Annotated in this window: 16 protein-coding genes; 12 read left to right on the top strand and 4 right to left on the bottom strand. The window is 62.2% G+C overall.

The genetic code is table 11. The features are described from left to right. Positions 1 to 242 precede the first annotated feature (242 nt). The 3 genes from R0J92_RS03840 to R0J92_RS03830 all read left to right on the top strand — a co-directional run bounded on the left by R0J92_RS03840 (position 243) and on the right by R0J92_RS03830 (position 1,856). Positions 243 to 1,013 (top strand): rhomboid family intramembrane serine protease, encoded by a 771-nt coding sequence (locus tag R0J92_RS03840; protein WP_411050796.1) that lies wholly within the window; start codon positions 243 to 245, stop codon positions 1,011 to 1,013. Between the two features lie 11 nt (positions 1,014 to 1,024). After that, positions 1,025 to 1,402: a GFA family protein gene (locus R0J92_RS03835; protein WP_317386471.1), complete on the top strand. Its 378-nt coding sequence runs from the start codon at positions 1,025 to 1,027 to the stop codon at positions 1,400 to 1,402. Between the two features lie 157 nt (positions 1,403 to 1,559). After that, positions 1,560 to 1,856, top strand: coding sequence for an antibiotic biosynthesis monooxygenase family protein (locus R0J92_RS03830; RefSeq protein ID WP_106162765.1), 297 nt, complete (start codon positions 1,560 to 1,562; stop codon positions 1,854 to 1,856). Between the two features lie 146 nt (positions 1,857 to 2,002). On the opposite strand, the gene R0J92_RS03825 is transcribed toward R0J92_RS03830, so the two are convergent. Further along, complete coding sequence (locus R0J92_RS03825; protein WP_106162766.1) at positions 2,003 to 2,788, bottom strand: inositol monophosphatase family protein; 786 nt, start codon at positions 2,786 to 2,788, stop codon at positions 2,003 to 2,005. A 217-nt stretch (positions 2,789 to 3,005) separates the two neighbouring features. Between R0J92_RS03825 and R0J92_RS03820 the strand changes: the two genes are divergently transcribed. Next, positions 3,006 to 4,028 carry an NADP-dependent oxidoreductase gene (locus R0J92_RS03820; RefSeq protein ID WP_411050765.1) on the top strand — a complete coding sequence of 341 codons (1,023 nt, stop codon included), beginning with the start codon at positions 3,006 to 3,008 and terminating at the stop codon, positions 4,026 to 4,028. A gap of 130 nt (positions 4,029 to 4,158) precedes the next feature. On the opposite strand, the gene R0J92_RS03815 is transcribed toward R0J92_RS03820, so the two are convergent. Next, complete coding sequence (locus R0J92_RS03815) at positions 4,159 to 5,064, bottom strand: LysR family transcriptional regulator (RefSeq protein ID WP_317386473.1); 906 nt, start codon at positions 5,062 to 5,064, stop codon at positions 4,159 to 4,161. A 167-nt stretch (positions 5,065 to 5,231) separates the two neighbouring features. Between R0J92_RS03815 and metF the strand changes: the two genes are divergently transcribed. From metF to R0J92_RS03800, 3 genes are all read left to right on the top strand, one after another. Beyond that, the gene (gene metF / locus R0J92_RS03810; protein ID WP_411050764.1) at positions 5,232 to 6,101 is read left to right on the top strand and encodes a methylenetetrahydrofolate reductase [NAD(P)H]; all 870 of its coding nucleotides are present in this window, start codon (positions 5,232 to 5,234) and stop codon (positions 6,099 to 6,101) included. A gap of 58 nt (positions 6,102 to 6,159) precedes the next feature. Continuing rightward, positions 6,160 to 6,642, top strand: coding sequence for a PaaI family thioesterase (locus tag R0J92_RS03805; protein ID WP_106162770.1), 483 nt, complete (start codon positions 6,160 to 6,162; stop codon positions 6,640 to 6,642). A 118-nt stretch (positions 6,643 to 6,760) separates the two neighbouring features. Further along, positions 6,761 to 7,387: a GNAT family N-acetyltransferase gene (locus R0J92_RS03800; protein WP_411050763.1), complete on the top strand. Its 627-nt coding sequence runs from the start codon at positions 6,761 to 6,763 to the stop codon at positions 7,385 to 7,387. Positions 7,388 to 7,394: 7 nt separating this feature from the next. Here R0J92_RS03800 and R0J92_RS03795 read toward each other — a convergent pair whose 3' ends face one another. Both R0J92_RS03795 and R0J92_RS03790 read right to left on the bottom strand, forming a co-directional pair. Then, positions 7,395 to 8,480, bottom strand: coding sequence for a DUF2235 domain-containing protein (locus tag R0J92_RS03795; protein WP_411050762.1), 1,086 nt, complete (start codon positions 8,478 to 8,480; stop codon positions 7,395 to 7,397). Further along, positions 8,458 to 10,767, bottom strand: a complete 2,310-nt coding sequence (locus R0J92_RS03790) for a xanthine dehydrogenase family protein molybdopterin-binding subunit (RefSeq protein WP_411050761.1) — start codon at positions 10,765 to 10,767, stop codon at positions 8,458 to 8,460. The genes R0J92_RS03795 and R0J92_RS03790 overlap by 23 nt, the downstream gene beginning before the upstream one ends. Before the next feature lie 534 nt (positions 10,768 to 11,301). Here R0J92_RS03790 and R0J92_RS03785 point away from each other — a divergent pair. The 5 genes from R0J92_RS03785 to R0J92_RS03765 all read left to right on the top strand — a co-directional run bounded on the left by R0J92_RS03785 (position 11,302) and on the right by R0J92_RS03765 (position 16,613). Further along, positions 11,302 to 14,403: a valine--tRNA ligase gene (locus R0J92_RS03785; RefSeq protein ID WP_411050760.1), complete on the top strand. Its 3,102-nt coding sequence runs from the start codon at positions 11,302 to 11,304 to the stop codon at positions 14,401 to 14,403. 216 nt (positions 14,404 to 14,619) lie between these two features. After that, positions 14,620 to 14,913 (top strand): DUF1330 domain-containing protein, encoded by a 294-nt coding sequence (locus R0J92_RS03780; protein ID WP_106162775.1) that lies wholly within the window; start codon positions 14,620 to 14,622, stop codon positions 14,911 to 14,913. 22 nt (positions 14,914 to 14,935) lie between these two features. After that, on the top strand, positions 14,936 to 15,406 hold the full coding sequence (locus R0J92_RS03775; RefSeq protein WP_106162776.1) for a TerB family tellurite resistance protein: 471 nt from the start codon (positions 14,936 to 14,938) through the stop codon (positions 15,404 to 15,406). Beyond that, complete coding sequence (locus R0J92_RS03770) at positions 15,406 to 15,846, top strand: TerB family tellurite resistance protein (protein WP_165798095.1); 441 nt, start codon at positions 15,406 to 15,408, stop codon at positions 15,844 to 15,846. The genes R0J92_RS03775 and R0J92_RS03770 overlap by 1 nt, the downstream gene beginning before the upstream one ends. Further along, positions 15,843 to 16,613 (top strand): phosphate/phosphite/phosphonate ABC transporter substrate-binding protein, encoded by a 771-nt coding sequence (locus R0J92_RS03765; RefSeq protein WP_411050759.1) that lies wholly within the window; start codon positions 15,843 to 15,845, stop codon positions 16,611 to 16,613. Before R0J92_RS03770 ends, R0J92_RS03765 begins: the two co-directional genes overlap by 4 nt. Positions 16,614 to 16,773: the final 160 nt, after the last annotated feature.

Genomic DNA, 16,773 nt, shown 5'->3' with positions numbered 1-16,773 from the left:
CCGAGACGGGGCGGCGTTTCTTTGAATTGCTCTTTCAAGAGAGGGGTTGCGCTGCGCTGCGCGCATCGCCGGGGGCGGGGGCCGCGCCTTTGGCGCGGCCCCCGCCCGGCCCAACGCATGTGTGGGTGGCTTTGCCGCCTGCCCATGGGGCGGGAGCGCCCCCGGCCAAAAATCACTCAAGGCCGGTGGCAAATCACGCCGATGACCTTGACCTCGGCGCGCCCACGGCCCAGCGTCTGCGCATGTTTCCACTGCGCGATCACAACCCATCCGGCCGCACGCCCTATGTCGTTTATCTTCTGATGGCGGCCAACATCCTTGGGTATCTGTGGTACTCCACCAGTTTTTCGACAGATCGCAGCCTCGCGCTCTTTTACAATGCCTTTGCCACGGTCCCGCGAGAGATCATGATGGGAGAGGCGCCGCTGACGCTGGTGACGTCAATGTTCATCCACGGTGGCATCCTGCATCTGGCGGGCAACATGCTGTTCCTGTGGATCTTCGGCGACAATATGGAGGACGAGATGGGCCACCTGCCCTTTCTTCTGTTCTACCTGCTGTCTGGTGTCGGCGCGACACTGGCCCATGTGGTGTCGGCCCCGCAGTCACTGGTGCCGCTGGTGGGAGCCTCCGGCGCCATCGCCGGTGTCATGGGCGGCTACCTCTTGATGTTCCCGAAGGCGCGGGTGGATATCCTGATCATCCTGATCATTTTCTTCCGCATCATTCCCGTGCCCGCCTTCATCATGCTGGGTCTCTGGCTTGGCATGCAGTTCCTCGGTGGCCTCAACGCCGATCCCAATCTGGGCGGCGTCGCATATTGGGCCCATGCGGGGGGCTTCTTCATCGGGCTGGCGCTGACTGTGCCGCTCTGGATCAAGCGAGGCGGCCCACGGTTCTGGACCCGCACAGACGGTCAGCCGCCGCACCCGGAAACGACCTACAGCACCAGCCGCATTCCACGCATCCCGCGCCACACCCCAGCCCGCCGCCCCGGCCCCTGGGGCAAGTGAAGGAGACGGATATGGAAACCCGCCACGCCACCTGCCATTGCGGGGCCGTTGAAATCAGCGCCGACTTCCCAGACGGGCTGACCTCCGCCAGCCGGTGCGACTGTTCCTTCTGCCTGCGCCGCGGCGCCCCTGCGGTGACCGCCCTCACGCAGAGCCTCAAGGTGCTGCGCGGGAGCGAGGCGCTCAGCTGCTACACATGGGGCAGCCACACCGCAAAGCACTATTTCTGCAAGATCTGCGGCATCTATGTCTATCACCAGCGACGCTCTGACCCGGCACAATGCGGCGTCAACCTCGGCTGTATCGAGGGCGGCAACCCGCGCACCCATGCCGACAGCTTTGGCGACATTCCCTGGACCGACGGCGTCAACCACCCGGCCGACCGCTAGACGCAGCCATCCATCCATGCCCACGGAATGATGTCGCCCGAACACTTGCGTCAGATGGCGACCACAGCCCGCTTTTATGCTACCTTAGCTGACAAGCCGTAGAAACGCAGAGGCAGACATACGTCAGGACGCCCGTTCACTTCAGGGAGGCCTCGCCATGATCATGCGCATTTTTCAAGTTATCACCCATCCGGGGAAGGAAGGCGAGTTTGCCGAGTTCTTTCACCGCACCGCGATCCCCATGATGAAAGCCACCAAGGGCGTCATCTCGGTGTTCCCCGGAGCCGCACGCAACGACAGTCCGCGGGACTTCAGCCTTGTCATGGTCTGGGAGAGCCTCGATGCGCTCAAGGACTTTGTCGGCGAGGATTACGACAGCCCGCATATCGACCCGGCCGAGGCAGATCTCGTCCAGTTCAGATCGATCAAACATTACGAGTTCATCGAAGCCTGAGCCGGATCTGAGGCAAATGCCCCGGTCGCCATGATCGTCCGAAACAAAAAACACCCCGAGGCAGGAGCGCCGCCGGGGTGTCAGATCAGATCATTTGGACGGCACCGGGGTCTCCCCCGAAACCGATGAGTATGTCCCGGGCTCGATCAGCCCCGGATAACCTTGGCAAAGTTCTCAAAGATAGGCTCGTTGGAGCAGATCACATTCCCGCTCTCGATGATGGAGGCCTCGGGGTCGAGCCCTTCGCACAGACCGCCTGCTTCCTTGACGATAATGATCCCTGCGGCAACGTCCCAAGCGTTCAGGCGACGTTCCCAGTAGCCCTCATACCGTCCGGCAGCCACATAGGCCATGTCGAGGGCGGCAGCCCCCCAGCGACGCACACCAGCACAGGCCGGCATCAAACGCGCCAGATCTTTCAGGGTTTCCGGCAGGTCGGCACGACCGGCGAACGGCAATCCGGTGGCAAAGATCGACTCGATCATGCGGTGACGTGCAGAGACACGCATGCGGGTTTCGTTCATCCAGGCGCCTGCGCCCTTTTCGGCAAAGAACATCTCGTCCTTGGCCGCGTCATAAACCACGCCCGCAACGATCTTGCCCTTGTGTTCCAACGCAATGGACACCGCCCAATGGGGCAGACCGTGCAGGAAGTTGGTGGTGCCGTCCAGCGGATCGACGATCCAGCGACGGGTCGGATCCTCGCCGGGTTCTTCGCCGCCTTCTTCGGCCAACCAGCCATAGGTCGGGCGCGCGCCCATCAGCTCATCTTTCAGGATCTTCTCGGCGGCGATATCGGCGCGGCTCACGAAATCCCCGGCCCCTTTGGTAGAGACCTGCAGGTTTTCGACCTCGCGGAAATCTTTCACCAGGGAGCGGCCTGCCTTGCGAGCGGCCTTGATCATCACGTTGAGATTTGCGCTACCAATCATTGTACGAGCTGTCCTTGCGGGGGGAGATGTCGGTCAAAGGGTGCCCATACACGCCTCGCGCCCGCTTGCCAAGGGCGAAACCTGCCCCCATCGGGATCTGTCGACCTCGTGGTAAACTGAGAGGGGGTTGTCGCCCTCAACTGAACTGACTAGTTCAGTTTATGCAAACCGGATGCAGCCCACCTGCCCCATTCATCTCGATAGGAGGACACCCCATATGACCGACCAGATGCAACGGATCGTACTCGCCAGCCGCCCCAATGGCGCGCCCACCCCTGAGAACTTTCGCCTTGAGAGCCTGGACATCCCGACACCGGGCAAGGGCGAAGTTCTTGTAAAAGCGGAGTATATGTCCCTCGACCCCTATATGCGCGGGCGGATGGACGATGCCAAATCCTATGCGGCCCCAGTCGCGGTCGGCGCGCAAATGGAAGGCGGCGCGGTGGGCGAAGTGCTGATCTCGAACCATCCCGATCTGACGCCGGGAGACAAGGTCCTGGGCATGTTCGGCTGGGCGTCACATGCGGCTGTGCCCGGTGATGAGCTGCAAAAACTCGACGCTTCCCTGACGCCGACCTCGCTGGCACTGGGTGCCCTGGGCATGCCGGGGTTTACCGGGTGGCATGGCTTGAACGTCCATGGCCGCCCCAAGGCGGGCGAGACATTGGTGGTGGCAGCGGCCACCGGCCCTGTCGGCTCCATGGTGGGACAGCTGGCCAAGGCCGCCGGGCTGCGCGTCGTCGGCATTGCGGGGGGCGGCGAGAAATGCGCCCTGGCCACCAGGACGTTCGGCTTTGATGCCTGCCTTGACCACCGCGCCTATGACACGGCGCAGGAGCTGCAGGCGGCCCTCACCGAGATCTGCCCGGACGGGATTGATATCTACTTTGAAAATGTCGGCGGTAAAGTGTTGGAAGCGGTCCTGCCCCTGATGAACCGCTTTGGCCGCATCCCGCTGTGCGGCATGATCGCCTGGTATGATGGCGCTGCGGACACGCAACTCAGCGGGCCAGGGATCTGGCGCACGGTGCTGGTGAAGCATCTGTCGATCAACGGCTTCATTATCGCCAATCACTTTGACCAATACCCCGCCTTCCTGCAGGAGGTCGGCCCGATGGTGGCCTCCGGTCAGGTGAAGTTTATGGAAGACGTGGCTGAGGGGCTGGAGAATGCGCCTACTGCCTTCATGTCAATGCTGAAGGGCGGCAACACCGGCAAGCAGGTGGTCAAACTCGCCTGACCCCCGGACTGCTAGTCTGTCGTCCAATACAGACCACTCCGCCCTGAGAGGTTTCCGATCCCGACGGATCGGACCCGCGCATACCGGGCCTGACGGCCCGGCATGCGCATCGCGCCGCAACGCGCGCCGATCATTGCGTCTGAAGCTTGCGCGCCTCGACACGCGCCAGACGGATCAGCTCCTGCATGTAGGGCTTTGCCTCATCCTCTGTTCGGATGGCGGCATAAAGACGACGTGTGATCCCCGCCTCGGTCAGGGGGCGTGTGACGTAATCGGAGGAATATTTCACCTCGCGCACCACCCAGTCCGGCAGCACCGACACCCCGCGGTTCGACGCGACCAGCAGCAGGATCACTGCCGTCAGCTCGACCTTGCGGATGCCCGCAGGTTCCACCCCCGCCGGGATCAACAGCTGACTGAAGATGTCCAGCCGGGTGCGCTCCACCGGGTAGGTGATCAGTGTCTGGCCACGAAAATCCTCGGCCTCCACAAAAGGCTTCTTCGCCAGCGGATGTTGCGCCGAGGCGACAAAGACCGGGCTATAGTCGAACAGTTCGATGAAGGTGACGCCCGGCATTTCCTCGGGATCGGAGGAGACCACCAGGTCTACCTCCTCACGCTTCAAGGCCGGCATTGCCTCGAACGCGAGACCGGGCCGGATGTCCACATCCACATCGCCCCAGCTCTTGCGGAAGGACTCCAGTACCGGAAACAGCCACTCAAAACAGGCGTGGCATTCGATGGCGATATGCAACCGCCCGGCCTCGCCTTCGCGCAGGGCCGCAAATTCCGCCTGTGCCGCCTCGATTTGCGGCAGGATCTGCTCTGCCAGCCGCAGCAATCGCATGCCGGCCGCTGACAGTTTCATCGGCTTGGAGCGCCGCTGGAACAGCTCCACCCCGGTTTGCTCCTCCAGACCCTTGATCTGGTGGCTCAGCGCGCTCTGGGTGATGTTCAGCTGATCGGCCGCACGCGCCATGCCGCCCGCCTCGTGGATTGCCTTGATCGTGCGAAGGTGACGGAATTCGATATGCATCCTGTGGTTCACCTCATGTTGTTCTTGAGAAATATGAATTTGCTTCACTCTTAGCTCTCGTGTGACAAGGGGTCAAACGACTTGCGACGCTTACCAGCCGCAATGCGACACCCCGTGCGCAGAACGCCCATTTTCGGCCCCACCGGCCCCCCGAGGAGACAGTGACAGTGACCACGCCCGAGATTTCCTTTGAATTCTTCCCGCCCAAGAACCTGGAGGCCTCCTTCCGGCTCTGGGACACGGTTCAATCCCTGGCACCGCTGGCACCGCGGTTCGTCTCCGTCACCTATGGCGCGGGCGGCACCACCCGTGAACTCACCCGCGACGCGGTGACCACGCTGCACAAAAACTCCGGCCTCAAGGTTGCCGCGCATTTGACCTGCGTGTCCGCGACCCGTCAGGAAACGCTTGATATTGCAGACCAATATGCCGAGGCGGGGATCACCGACATCGTCGCCCTGCGTGGCGATCCGCCCAAAGAACAGGGCCGTTTCACGCCCACTAGGGATGGGTTTGGCTCCTCTGTTGAACTGATCGAGGCATTGGCAGCGAAAGGAAAATTCAACCTGCGCGTCGGCGCCTACCCGGAAAGCCACCCGGAGGCTGCCAGCCAGCAGGCCAATGTGGAGTGGCTGAAGCGCAAGCTTGATGCGGGCGCGGATGAGGCGCTGACCCAGTTCTTCTTTGAGCCCGAGAGCTTCTTTCGCTTTCGCGATGCCTGCGCCAAGGCGGGTCTCGACACGGATCGCATCACGCCGGGCATCCTGCCCATTGAGAACTGGAAAGGCGTGCGCCGCTTTGCCGAGGCCTGCGGCACCACGATCCCGGCCTGGCTCGACGAGGCGTTTGAGAAGGCCGTACGCGATGATCGCTGTGACCTCTTGGCGACCGCACTGTGCAGCGAGCTCTGCACCGAGTTGCTGGAGGGCGGCGTCAAGAAGCTGCATTTCTACACGCTCAACCGTCCGGAACTGACCCGCGATGTCTGCCACGCGCTTGGCGTGACCTCGAAGATGCGCCTCGAGAACGTTGCGTAAGACTTGTTGGCGCCCCGGCGTCCTCCTAGCCTGCGCGCAACGCTGACAGGAGGACGCCATGGCGGTTGCAACATCCCCAAATGATCTGATGCCGATGGCCGAGATCGCTACGATCTCTGGCCTCGACTTCATGACCGGCATCCTCGAGGGCCGCCTGCCCGGCCCGCCCATCGGCGAGACCATGGGCTATCACTTAACCAGCGTGACCGCCGGTCGCGTGGTGTTTCGCGGCACGCCCGAATTCAACGTCACCAACCCGATGGGCACGGTGCACGGGGGCTGGTACGGCACCTTGCTGGACAGCGCCATGGCCTGCGCGGTGATGACCCGTGTGCCGAAGGGCTCGGTCTACACAACGCTGGAATACAAGATCAACATTCTGCGTCCGATCCCGCTGGGCATGACCGTGGACTGCTGGGGCGAGATCGACCACGTCGGCCGCTCCACCGGGATCGCCCACGGCGAGATACGGGGCGTGGAGGATGACAAGCTTTATGCCACCGGATCGACCACCTGCATCGTGATGAAGCTCGCGCCATAACGCGCTGAGGGCCGCCACTTTTGCGGCTCGTGCGTATTGGTGGTATCATAAAAGCTCAGACTGAGAATTGAATGGTGGGCCTGGAAAAACCATATCCCTCACAATGCAGGGAGGGATGATGGAAAACTTGGGCCAGGACGCCGCCAGGATTGTGATCGAACCGGGCCTGAGGGCGGAACATCGTGCAAGCGCCGCGCGCGGCTACTGGCAGGCTTTTTCCCGCAAGCTCCGCTATCCGCTGGGTCCACAGGAAAAGGCCGTGGCCTTTTTCGAACAGGTGATCGCGCCCGATCACGCGATCAGTGCGATCTCATCCAACGGCAGGTTTCTCGGCGTGGCCGGGTTCAAATCCCCGCACGGCAGCTTCATCGGCGGCACGTTCGCGGATCTCGCGGAGGTCTATGGCACGTTCGGCGCGGCTTGGCGTGCAATGCTGGTCAGCTCACTGGAGCGCGAATGCGAGCCGGGAACCCTTCTGATGGACGGGATTTTCGTCGATCCTGAGGCCCGCGGCCTTGGCGTCGGAACCGCGTTATTGCAGGCAATTGTGGATCACGCCGAAACATCCGGGCTGGAGCGGGTCCGGCTGGACGTGATTGACACCAACACACGCGCCCGCGCGCTGTACGAGCGCGAAGGGTTCGTCGCCCAGAATGTCCAGTCACTTGGCATCTTCGCTCCGGTCTTTGGATTTTCCAGCGCAACGGAAATGTCCAGAACGCTAAGTGATCATCCCGGCACGTAAGATGCGGTCAATGCGGCGTTCGACGCATGAATAAACTCAGCCAATTTGCTGATTTCTGATCTTTTCCGGCGGCATGGACACTGGGGTGAATTTTCTCGCTCCGGTCCAATCCAACCTTCCGGTGGCGGCGCATGAGAAAGATCTTCCCCCACCCCGACCAGGTTCCAACGGAGGGCGCGTCCGGGTCGACCGGAAACCGCATCCGCCAGTCGCGCGGCAAGGGCAATCCACACATTTCAGCCCGCTCCAGCATCCACACCAGAGAGATATTGGCCAGCGGGCGCGCGTCTTCAAACCCGCCCAGTTGACCGCCCACATCCCCATGCGCACCGCGGAACCAGACCTGCTCCAACTGCCCCTCATAGTCGGGCGATGTCTCCCACAAGACCGGCGCGTAGACCTCGCGCGTCTCGTCAAGCGCCAGTGCCTGAAACCCGGCTTTCACATGTTGGCTCAGCTTGTGATCGTGAAAGGCATGATGCACCTGTGACCATCGCCAAAACAACGGCAACCTGAGGCCCAGCGCCTTGACTGTGTCCCAGGCTCCGACCATTTCCACCTCGACCGAAGGGTGGCAATAGGCGCTGCGGAATGCCTGCCGCACATCACTGCCGCTGGCCAGTTGATAATGGCGATAGGCGGTGCGGATGTGGCGCACCGTGGCATGTTCGCTTGTCACAAGCCCAACCGCCCCCAGCATCCCCGCCAGTGATCGCGCCGCATAAGCGCCGCGCGAATACCCCAGAAGGTAGATCCTGTCGCCCGGACGATAGCGCGACGCGAGATAGCCGTAGGCGCGGCGGATCTTGCGATTGATGCCGCGCCCGATCATCACATCGACAGTCTTGTTCCATGCGGTCCACTGCACACCAGCCTCATAGTAGACCGACACCTGGGGGCCCATCTCCTTGCACAGGCGATAGGCCATGCCCGCGTGGGTTTCATGACCTGGCTCCAACGTCGACATGGTGCCGTCCAGGATGATCACATGACATTGCGGTCCGCGTGTGACGGTTTCCGAGGATTGCGCGGACAGCAGCCTTGGCCGCCCGAACAATCCCAGAACTGATTTACTCAGCCGCTTGAGAAACATCCGTGATCAACTCCCATAGTTTGACCGGCGTGAACGGCATGTCCACCTGCCGGATGCCCTGATCCCAAAGCGCGTCCTGCACCGCATTTGCCACCGCCGCCAGCGCACCGACAGTACCAGCCTCACCGCAGCCCTTCATGCCCATCGGGTTCTGGGTCGAGGGCACCGGTTCGGACGTGAAGCCGACCCAGGGCATATCCTCGGCGCGGGGCATGGCGTAGTCCATGAAGGTTGCCGTGAGCAATTGCCCCTCGGCGTCGTAGACCACATGCTCAAGCATCGCCTGCCCAAGCCCCTGCGCGACACCACCGTGAACCTGACCTTCGGCGAGCATCGGGTTGATCAGATTACCAAAGTCATCGACCACCGTATAGCGGTCCACGCGCGATTGTCCGGTATCACGGTCGATCACGACCTCCGCGAGATGGGCCCCATTGGGAAAGGAGCGCCCGGGCAGAGACGCCTCCGCCTGATGGCGCAGCAGGTCAACACGCCCCTTTTCGCGTGCCAGATCAGCCGTTTCCAGCACCGTTGGCGTCAGGTTTGATCCGGGCGCGCGGAAAGTCTCACCGTCAAATTCCACGGCCTCCTCATCGACCCCCATTTCCTCCGCAAGAAAGGGGGTAAAGGCGGCAACCATCTTGTCGACCGTTGCCAGTGTCGCATTGGCCTGTGTGGTGACAGACCGCGATCCCCCGGTGCCGCCGCCTTTGGCAATGCGATCACTGTCGCCCTGAATAACTTCGATCTCACTGACGGGGATGCCGGTCTGGTCCGCAAGGAACTTGGCAAAGACAGTCTCGTGCCCTTGTCCGTTGCTTTGCGTGCCCACGTAGATGTTCACCCGTCCGTCCTCCAGAAATTCGACGTCTGCGGTCTCTGAAGGATCACCCAAAATACTTTCGATATAGTAACAAAGGCCCGCGCCCCGGTAACGCCCCTCTGCCGCATCCCGCGCGCGCCGCGCCTCGAACCCGGCCAGATCCGCCTCTTTCACCAGCCGGTCCAGCACCAGATTGAAGTCGCCCACGTCATAGGTTTCATCGGTGACGGATTTGTAAGGGAACTTTTGCGGGGCGATGAAATTCTTGCGCCGCAGCTCCATCGGATCGACGCCCAGCTCGCGCGCTGCGCGGTCCATCACCCGCTCGAGCACATAGATCGCCTCGGGCCGGCCCGCGCCGCGATAGGCGTCGACCTGCGTGGTATTGGTATAGATGCCGTCGACCTCCAGCCAGGCGGTCTGGATGTCGTAAACCCCGGCCAAGACCCGGGAAAACAGCTGAGTCTGGATCGGTTGCCCGAAGTGGGAGTTATACGCACCAAGGTTGCACTGCGTATGCACCCGGTAGGCGGTGATCTTCAGATCCGCGTCAAAGGCCAGCTCCGCCAGCGAGGTCAGATCACGGCCGCCATTGTCGCTCAGCATCGCTTCGGTGCGGTCCGACATCCAGCCCACCGGGCGCTTCAGCACCCGGGTCGCATGGGCAACGGCGAAATACTCTGGATAGGGCATCGCCTTCATGCCAAAGCCGCCCCCCACATCAGGCGTCACCACATGCACGGCGTCTTCGGCCAGGTGCAGCTTCTTGACCAATTGCTCCTTCATGCCCCAGACGCCCTGCCCGCCGAAGTGGAAATGCAACCGCCCGTCCGCCCAGCTGGCATGACAGCCGCGCGGCTCCATCGCGTTCACGATGATCCGGTTGTCCGCCACCTGCAGGCTGACCCGATGTGCGGCACCGGCAAAGGCGGCGTCCGTTGCCTCCTTGTCGCCCAGCCCCCAGTTGAAGGCCTGATTGTCCGGTGCTTCGGGGTGGATTTGGGGGCCGCCTGACGCGAGGTCCATTTTCACGTCGAGATCATCATAGTCGAATTCGATCAATTCAGCCGCGTCGCGGGCCTGCTCCATGGTTTCGGCAAAGACCACGGCGACAGGCTCTCCGACATATCGCACACGGCGTCCGGCCAGCACCGGGCGTTCGGGGGCCGCCCCTTTGCTGCCATCGATGTTCTTGACCAACGCCCCGTCCAGACTGGCCTCGATCCCGGCTTCGACCAGGTCCGCCTGCGTGATCACCAGATGCACACCATCGGCCTCGCGCGCATCATCTACGTTGAGCGTGGTGATCTCGCCATGCGCCACCGGGCTGCGGAACACGAACGCCCGCAGCGCCCCCTGCGGCATCGTATCCTCGATATAGCGTCCCTGCCCGGTCAACAGGCGCTGATCCTCAACCCGCGCGAGCGGCTGGCTTTTCCCGAATTTCTCGACGCGTTGGTTCATGAGACTGCTTCCTCTGTGCCTGCGATCTGCTGTCGCGGAGCCTAATGCGCCTGCCGCGCTTGTCCAGTGATAGCGCTGAACAGGTGAAGGAATTTCGTCGAAGGGCGGAGAACCGCTGCCCCGTCCGGCTGCCATAGGCTCCGATCATACACGCCCCGGTCGTCAAGGCGTGGAGGTCGGTGGCAATTCCCCCCACGTACGAGCCCTTCCAGATCAAAGGAAAACCCGACCTCGTGTGCCCGGCCAGGTTCGCGGGATGCGCGTCAGACCTGACCGGGCACTAAGGCCGGGTTCTTGATTGGTTCAGGCCGCAGTTTGGGGGGTGTGGGTGGGGTGGGCTGCGGCCCTTGATCATCTTTATTTCAAATAAGACTTAATAGCCGGTTATCAGACCGCCCCTCTTGACCCTCTCCTGTCGATTTTTTCCGGATCGGTTCGACACTTTCCCTTTGCAGCCGCATTCGCTATTGGAGGTTTCAACGCGGGCCGGTCCCGCTACATGAGATCAAAGACGTGACGGACGGGGCATCAGACATGGCAATGGAAAAGACCTTCAACGCAGCAGAGGCGGAAAGCCGTCTCTTCGACGCCTGGGAAAAGGCCGGCTGCTTTACCGCAGGCGCCAACGCAAAGCCCGGCGCCTCCACCTATTGCATCATGATCCCGCCCCCGAACGTCACCGGCGTTCTGCACATGGGCCATGCGTTCAATAACACACTGCAGGACATCCTGATCCGCTGGAAACGCATGCAGGGGTTCGACACGCTCTGGCAGCCTGGCACCGACCACGCTGGCATTGCGACGCAGATGGTGGTGGAGCGTGAGCTGGCGGCAACCCAGCAGCCCTCCCGCGCCGAGATGGGCCGCGAGAAATTCCTGGAGAAAGTCTGGGAATGGAAAGAGACCTCTGGCGGCACCATCATCAACCAGCTCAAACGCCTCGGCGCATCCTGCGATTTTGACCGCACCGCCTTCACCATGGCGGGCGCTGCCGGTGATACCCGCACCGGGCATGAGAACTCGCCGAACTTCCATGACGCGGTGATCAAAGTCTTTGTCGAGATGTACAACAAGGGCCTGATCTACCGTGGCAAGCGGCTGGTGAACTGGGACCCGCATTTCGAGACCGCGATCTCCGACCTTGAGGTGGAAAACATCGAAGTCGCCGGCCACATGTGGCACTTCAAATATCCGCTCGCGGGCGGCGCGACCTATACCTATGTCGAGAAGGACGAAGACGGCAACGTCACGCTCGAGGAAGAGCGCGACTACATCTCCATCGCCACCACCCGGCCCGAGACCATGCTCGGCGACGGCGCGGTTGCCGTGCACCCCTCGGACGAGCGTTACGCGCCTATCGTTGGTAAGCTGGTGGAGATCCCGGTCGGTCCCAAGGAACACCGCCGCCAGATCCCGATCATCACCGATGAATATCCGGACAAGGAGTTTGGCTCGGGTGCTGTGAAGATCACCGGCGCGCATGACTTTAACGACTATCAGGTCGCCAAGCGTGGCGGCATCCCGATGTATCGCCTGATGGACATGAAGGGCGCGATGCGCGCCGACGGCGCACCCTATGCCGAAGATGCGGCAAAGGCCCAAGATCACGCCAAGGGCGCCGCCTTCACCGAGAACGATGTCGACGCCATCAACCTGGTGCCCGATCACCTGCGCGGCCTTGACCGGTTCGAGGCGCGCAAACGGGTGGTTCAGGAAATCACCGACGAAGGCCTCGCCGTCATGCAGACCGTCACCCGCACGGTGAAGGACGCCGACGGCAACGAGAGCGAGGTCACCGAGACCCTGCCCATGGTCGAGAACAAGCCGATCATGCAGCCCTTTGGCGACCGTTCCAAGGTGGTGATCGAGCCGATGCTGACCGACCAGTGGTTCGTCGATGCGGAAAAGGTCGTCGGCCCGGCGCTCGACGCGGTGCGCAATGGCGACGTGAAAATCCTGCCGGAGTCCGGCGAGAAGACCTATTTCCACTGGCTGGAAAACATCGAGCCCTGGTGCATCTCGCGTCAGCTCTGGTGGGGCCACCAGATCCCGGTCTGGTACATCCCCGGCGAGGATGACTGGTACCCGATCTGTGCTGCCACCGAAGCCGAAGCGCTGGAAAAGGCCCGCCTGCAATCTGCCGAGGGCACCGAATTCCGCATTGTTGCGGACCAGCACGAGGCCGCCGATATTCTTGCCGAGCAGCGCAAGCTGATGGATGTGCGCACCGAGGGCACCATCCAGAGCTTTGCCGGCCCGATGCAGGTGCCGATGTGGCGCGAACCGGATGTGCTTGATACCTGGTTCTCTTCCGGCCTTTGGCCGATCGGCACGCTGGGCTGGCCGGAATGGACCGAGGAGACCTCGAAGTATTTCCCGACCTCCACGCTGATCACCGGTCAGGACATCCTGTTCTTCTGGGTCGCGCGGATGATGATGATGCAACTCGCCGTTCTGGACGAAAACCTGCCCGTGCAGGACCGCATCCCCTTCGACACCGTCTACCTGCATGGCCTCGTGCGCGACGCCGAGGGCAAGAAGATGTCGAAATCCACCGGCAACGTCATCGACCCGTTGGAGATCATCAAAGAATACGGCGCCGACGCCATGCGCTTTACCAATGCGGCGATGGCCTCGCTGGGCGGCGTTCTGAAGCTGGACATGAAGCGGATCGAGGGCTATCGCAACTTCGTTACCAAGATCTGGCAGGCGTGCTCTTATGGCGAGAGCCAGATTGACGCCTTCTCGGTCACCCGCGACGCAACGCCGCCCAAGGCCACCCTGCCCCTCAACCGCTGGATCATCGGCGAGATCGCCAAATTGCGCGAAGAGGTCGATGCGGGCTTTGAAAGCTTCCGCTTCAATGACGCGGCCAATGCGCTTTACTCCACCTTCTGGAACACCTTCTGCGACCGTTATCTGGAATTCACCAAACCGGTGTTCCAGGGAGAGGACGCAGCGGCCAAGGAAGAGACCCGCGCCACCTTTGCCTGGGCCATTGACCAGGCATTGATCCTGATGCACCCGATCATGCCCTTCGTGACCGAAGAGCTGTGGAACGTCACCGAGGGTCGCGGCACCAAGACAGGTGAGGCGTCGAAGATGCTCGCCCACGCGACCTGGCCAACCTATACGGCGGCCGATCTGGTGGATGCAGAGGCCGAAGCGGAAATGAACTGGGTCATCGCGGTGATTGGCAATGTCCGCTCCGCCCGCGCCCAGCTCAACGTGCCCTCGGGCTCCATCGTGCCGATGCTGGTGACAGAAATGGACGCCACCAGTCAGGGGTTCTGGGACCGCAACGGGGCGCTCATCATGAACAAGGCGCGTATCGAAAGCCTGACCCGGACCGAAACGCTGCCCAAGGGCTGCATCTCGATTCCGGTTCCGGGCGCCTCCTTCGCGCTGCCGCTGGCCGACATCATCGATGTGGCCGCCGAAAAGGCCCGTCAGGAAAAGAACCTCGGCAAGCTGGCCAAGGAGCTGGGTGGCCTGCGCGGTCGGCTGAACAATCCCAAGTTCGCCGCCTCCGCCCCCGATGAGGTGGTGGCCGAAGCGCGCGAAAATCTCGCCATGCGCGAGGAAGAGGAACAGAAGGTCAAAGAGGCGCTGGCGCGCCTTGCAGAGATCGGCTGATCTATCGCAAAAACTGAATGAAAAACGCCCGAGGTCATGCTTGGGCGTTTTTTGTTGCAACAGAGCAGCTTGACGGATGCGCATACACGGGCTTTCCCCGTGAAATTATCAACAATCGCCTATAGGTGGTGATTGCCAAAGCCTGTGATCTGGTACAGCTTGGACTACGAAATGACAGAGGCCGGTCACCGGTCCGCAGAAGGGTGAGGGAACTACATGACCAAGGGGTATTGGGTTGCGCATGTCGATATTGACGACATGGAGCGCTACAAGGAGTATGTTGCAGCCAACGCAATTCCCTTTGCCGACTACGGCGCGCGCTTTCTGGTCCGTGGTGGCCCGAAGGAGGTGCGCGAAGGTCAGATGCGGTCCCGCACTGTGGTGATCGAGTTCAAGGATTTCGCAACGGCCAAGGCCTGCTATGATAGTGTCGCGTATCAGGATGCGAAATCCCTGCGCGATCCGGTATCAACCGGGGATATGGAAATCATCGAAGGCTACAACGGTTGAGCCCGCGGGAGAGGATTTTTTCATGCTGAAGAAGCTGTTTCAGGCCTTCCGCCCCTCGCAGAGCCAAAGCCTGCCGGACCCGGATGCAGAACTCGCCCTCGGGGCGCTTCTGGTGCGCATCGCCCAATCAGATCGGGCCTATGTGCTGGAAGAAATCAGCCTGATCGACCGCATTCTTGCCCGGCTTTATGAGCATAACGCGATCGAGGCGGCCAAAGTGCGCGCCACCTGCGAGAAATTGCACGCCGCCGCTCCGGAAACCGACACATTTGGTCGCCTGATCCGTGAAACCACCGGGCTGGAAGAGCGCCTCGCCGCACTCGATGCGCTGTGGGAAGTGGTGCTGGCGGACCGCCGCGAACACGAGGGCGAGGTCCAGATCGTGCAGGACGCCTGCAAGGCCATGGGGCTTTCCGTGATGGACAACAAACGCGCACGCGACAAGGCACGCGCAAAACTGGCGACAGAACCGACAGACCGGGAGGACGTGTGATGTTCAAGGAATTTCTGGACAAATTGCTGGCCCCGGCCCCCGCGATCCTGCCGGATGAGGAAGCTCGTCTGGCGCTGACGGCGCTACTGGTGCGTCTGGCGCGCTCGGATAACGTCTATTCGGATGTGGAGCGGGATCGCATCGACCGCATCCTGCGCACCCGCTTTGCGCTGGATACCGGCGCCACGCAGATCCTGCGCGAACAGGGCGAGGGCCTGGAGGCCGCAGCCCCGGACACCGTGCGCTTCACCCGCGCGATCAAGGAAGCTGTGCCCTATGAGGACCGGACCGGCGTGGTCGAAGCCCTCTGGCAAGTCGCACTGGCGGACGGCAAACGGGACGATGGCGAAGACGCGCTGATCCGGCTGGCGGCCAACCTTCTGGGTGTGAACGACGTCGACAGCGCCATGGCGCGCAAACGGGCAGAGGCCCGCGCATGATTGCTCTGTTGCCGATGTATGACCGCCCCGAGACAAAGGCGGCCAATGATGCCTTCTGGCAGGCGATCCGTGCCGCGCTTGGCCGTGGTCCAGACCACCTGACCCGTGACATGGATCTCTGGCAGGCCTGGCGTTCGCCGGACCTGCTGCTGGCACAGACCTGCGGCCTGCCCTATCGCGCGCGCCTCTATGGTGATGTGGAGCTCGTCGGCACCCCGGATTACGGCCTGCCCGGCTGTCCCGAGGGCCACTACAACAGCGTCCTTATTGCCCGCGCCGATCAAAGCGGCATCCGCTTGTCCAAATTCGGCGGCAGCCGGTTTGCCTATAATGAGCCGCTGTCGCAATCCGGCTGGGCCGCCGCCATGATGCGGATGCGCTCCGAGGATATCCTGCCCGGCGAGCTGCTGGAAACCGGCAGCCATCGTGCCTCTGCCGAGGCGGTCGCAACCGGCAAGGCCGATTTCGCCTGCATTGATGCGCTCACCTTTCGGATGCTGCAGAGCTACGAGCCTGACCTCATCGCGCAACTGTGTGAACTCGAACGCACGGAGCCCACCCCGGCGCTGCCCTTCATCACTGCATTGAGCGAGGACGCCGCCGCGATTCTGGCCGCCATGCAAGCCGCGCTGGAGACCCTGGACACGGGCCATCGCGAGACGCTGCACCTGAAGAAAATCATGGCGATGACGCCCAGCGACTATCTCGCCATTCCCACCCCGCCCGGGCCGACCTTGCTGATGGACCGTCTGGCGCGCGCGCGCTGAAGCTGCCCTGCCACACCGCCCGGACCTGCGCACACAGTCCCCGTTTCCGGAGCATTTTCAGGAGCATTGCCCCTTCTGGCAGTTTCCGCAGCGGAATTGGCGTTTTGACGGGCGTGTTTGCCCCATTGCGCATTGCATTCGCCCAAAAAGTTGGTCCAAT

Source organism: Tritonibacter sp. SIMBA_163 (assembly GCF_046535935.1).
Taxonomy (GTDB): Bacteria; Pseudomonadota; Alphaproteobacteria; order Rhodobacterales; family Rhodobacteraceae; genus Epibacterium; species Epibacterium scottomollicae.
This window is presented reverse-complemented; position numbering and strand designations above follow the sequence as displayed.

Coding starts and splice junctions, on each gene's coding strand:
- R0J92_RS03840 (WP_411050796.1), top strand. CDS start 243: ATGTTTCCACTGCGCGATCACAACCCATCCGGCCGCACGCCCTATGTC.
- R0J92_RS03835 (WP_317386471.1), top strand. CDS start 1,025: ATGGAAACCCGCCACGCCACCTGCCATTGCGGGGCCGTTGAAATCAGC.
- R0J92_RS03830 (WP_106162765.1), top strand. CDS start 1,560: ATGATCATGCGCATTTTTCAAGTTATCACCCATCCGGGGAAGGAAGGC.
- R0J92_RS03825 (WP_106162766.1), bottom strand. CDS start 2,788: ATGATTGGTAGCGCAAATCTCAACGTGATGATCAAGGCCGCTCGCAAG.
- R0J92_RS03820 (WP_411050765.1), top strand. CDS start 3,006: ATGACCGACCAGATGCAACGGATCGTACTCGCCAGCCGCCCCAATGGC.
- R0J92_RS03815 (WP_317386473.1), bottom strand. CDS start 5,064: ATGCATATCGAATTCCGTCACCTTCGCACGATCAAGGCAATCCACGAG.
- R0J92_RS03805 (WP_106162770.1), top strand. CDS start 6,160: ATGGCGGTTGCAACATCCCCAAATGATCTGATGCCGATGGCCGAGATC.
- R0J92_RS03800 (WP_411050763.1), top strand. CDS start 6,761: ATGGAAAACTTGGGCCAGGACGCCGCCAGGATTGTGATCGAACCGGGC.
- R0J92_RS03795 (WP_411050762.1), bottom strand. CDS start 8,480: ATGTTTCTCAAGCGGCTGAGTAAATCAGTTCTGGGATTGTTCGGGCGG.
- R0J92_RS03790 (WP_411050761.1), bottom strand. CDS start 10,767: ATGAACCAACGCGTCGAGAAATTCGGGAAAAGCCAGCCGCTCGCGCGG.
- R0J92_RS03785 (WP_411050760.1), top strand. CDS start 11,302: ATGGCAATGGAAAAGACCTTCAACGCAGCAGAGGCGGAAAGCCGTCTC.
- R0J92_RS03780 (WP_106162775.1), top strand. CDS start 14,620: ATGACCAAGGGGTATTGGGTTGCGCATGTCGATATTGACGACATGGAG.
- R0J92_RS03775 (WP_106162776.1), top strand. CDS start 14,936: ATGCTGAAGAAGCTGTTTCAGGCCTTCCGCCCCTCGCAGAGCCAAAGC.
- R0J92_RS03770 (WP_165798095.1), top strand. CDS start 15,406: ATGTTCAAGGAATTTCTGGACAAATTGCTGGCCCCGGCCCCCGCGATC.
- R0J92_RS03765 (WP_411050759.1), top strand. CDS start 15,843: ATGATTGCTCTGTTGCCGATGTATGACCGCCCCGAGACAAAGGCGGCC.